General features: G+C 60.5%; 2 protein-coding genes. One reads left to right on the forward strand and one right to left on the reverse strand.

What is annotated here, in order from left to right; translation table 11 throughout:
- On the forward strand, positions 1–1241 hold a 1241-nt coding region (locus ABS88_RS24570), incomplete at its 5' end, for a TonB-dependent receptor domain-containing protein (protein ID WP_286750881.1).
- 367 nt (positions 1242–1608) lie between these two features.
- On the opposite strand, the gene ABS88_RS24575 is transcribed toward ABS88_RS24570, so the two are convergent.
- A complete protein-coding gene (locus tag ABS88_RS24575) occupies positions 1609–2022 on the reverse strand; it encodes a SufE family protein (protein ID WP_286750882.1) in 414 nt (137 codons plus the stop codon).
- Positions 2023–2212 lie beyond the last annotated feature (190 nt).

The raw sequence follows: 2212 nt of genomic DNA on the forward strand, positions 1-2212 counted from the left end.
TCAATGGCGAGCCGATCGACGTGTTCCCGGTCAACGACGGTGCAACCGACGTTACCGGCGGCGTTCTGCAGAAGCGTGACCGCCTCTCCTATGCAACGCTCAACCAGATTTCCGGCGAGTATCGCGGGGAGTTTATGGATGGCAGCCTCGTTACGACGCTCGGCATTCGCGCGCCGTTCTTCCGGCGTAATCTGAACAACTATTGCTTCACGACGAGCGACTCGGGCTTCGTCGACTGCTTTGGTCAGGGCGACCCGCGCAACGCGACCTATGCAGCTGCGAACCCGGCGGTTCAGGGCCCGCAGCAGCGTGTGCTCAAGTATGACGACATTCTTCCGAACGTCGGCCTGCTGTTCAAGCCCAGCAACCGGATCTCGGTGTTCGCGAACTATTCGAAGGGCCTGCAGGTTCCGGGCACGGACTCGCTTTACAACGCCTTCTTCTTTGCACCGAACACCGCATCGGCGCGTCCGAACCCTGAAAAGTCGGATAACTTCGACCTTGGCGTTCGCTATCGCACCGGCCAGGTTCAGGCGCAGCTTTCGGGCTGGTTCACGAAGTACAGCGATCGTCTCGCTTCGGCCTATGATCCCGTCACCGAACGCAACGTCTACCGTAACCTTGGTCGTGTCGACAAATATGGCATCGACGGCAGCGTTGCCTTCCAGCCGATCCCGGAACTGGCTCTCTACGCCTTTGGCTCGTGGATGAAGTCGGAGATCAAGGACAATGTCCAGGCTGGCAGCTGCACCGCGGTCAATACTGCCATCGGTTGCGCCGCGATCGGCGATCCGCTGTTCGCCCAGACTGCCGGCAAGCGTGAATCGGGTTCGCCCGAATATACGTTCGGCGGCTCGGTCCGCGGAACGCTGGGGCCGGTCGAACTGGGTATCACCGGCAAGCGCACGGGCGGCCGGTTTATCTATGACACCAATCTGCCGATCTATGCGGGTACGCAGGCTGCACCGACGATTGTCTATCCGGCGAAAACCAACGCCTATTGGCTGGTCAACCTCGATGCGCGCCTGAGCCTGGAGTTTCTGGGTCTGAACGACAAGACCTTCTTCCAGCTCAACGTCTACAACCTGTTCGACAATCTCTATGTCGGCTCGTACACGACCAGCCTGAATCAGGGCGGCGTTCTGGGTTCGGGCCTCGTGACCGCCAACCCGGGCTCGGTTCCCTTCGCCCAGATCGGCGCGCCGCGCACGATCAGCGGCACGCTGACCGTCGGCTTCTAAGCCCCCGGCAGTATACGAAAATCAGGGCGCGGGAGGAAACTCCCGCGCCCTTTTTCGTTCCGCATAGCCCCAAAGGGCGTGGCGATTTTGAGGTGGGAAGCGGACGTTGCGGTGAGCCGCTTTGTGTACCCCGGCGAAAGCCGGGGTCCAGAGCGTCGAGCGCTGACGTCGGTGCCGTAAAGCCCTGGGCCCCGGCCTTCGCCGGGGAACACATATAGACGCTGGGCTCCACCTCAGTCGTCATTCCGGACTTGATCCGGGATCCATCATTCCGACGCGGCGTGAACGGATCCCGGATCAAGTCCGGGATGACGATGAGGAAGATGTCCGCAATCGGTCGTTAGCGGCCGTCTGCACGGCCTTCCACTCAGGCGCCGGCGATGCGCCGCGCCGTGTCCTGGACCAAGGCAATCATGTTGGGGACGCCCTGCGTGCGGCGGGAGGTAAAATGCTTCGACAACTCAAACCGTTCAAGCGTTCGGGGAATATCAATGCTGGCGACCTCAGCCGCTGGCTTATCCTGAATTGCCGAAAGGATCAGAGCAATGATTCCTTTGGTTAATTCGGAATCGCTGTCCGCGAGGAAGTGCAAACGATCAGACCCGACGGACAGCGGATACACCCACACCTGAGCAATACAACCGCGCACCTTTGTATTTTCGGTCTTAAGTGCGGCAGGCATCGGCTCCAAAGCCCTGCCCAACTCGATAATCAACCGATGTCGATCATCGCGATCGTCGAGGAAGTCATATTCTTCGAAAATGTCGTCGAGGCTGCGCATGGTCGCGGCCGTGGCAGAAAGCGCGTTGGAAGGAAAGCCTCTCGCGGCGTCAGGCTGATCAAAGATCGACCCCCGCTGCAATGGCTTCGAGCTTGCGCAGCCGTTCCTTGAGGTCGGCGATCTCGATCCGCGATCCGGCGTTCGGCACCGCAGGGTCCTGGCCGACGCTGTGGCAGATGGCGAGTTCTTC

Source organism: Sphingopyxis sp. SCN 67-31 (assembly GCF_001725095.1).

Excerpts from the sequence above, each read along its gene's own strand:
- ABS88_RS24575 (WP_286750882.1), bottom strand. The coding sequence starts at position 2,022 with ATGCGCAGCCTCGACGACATTTTCGAAGAATATGACTTCCTCGACGAT.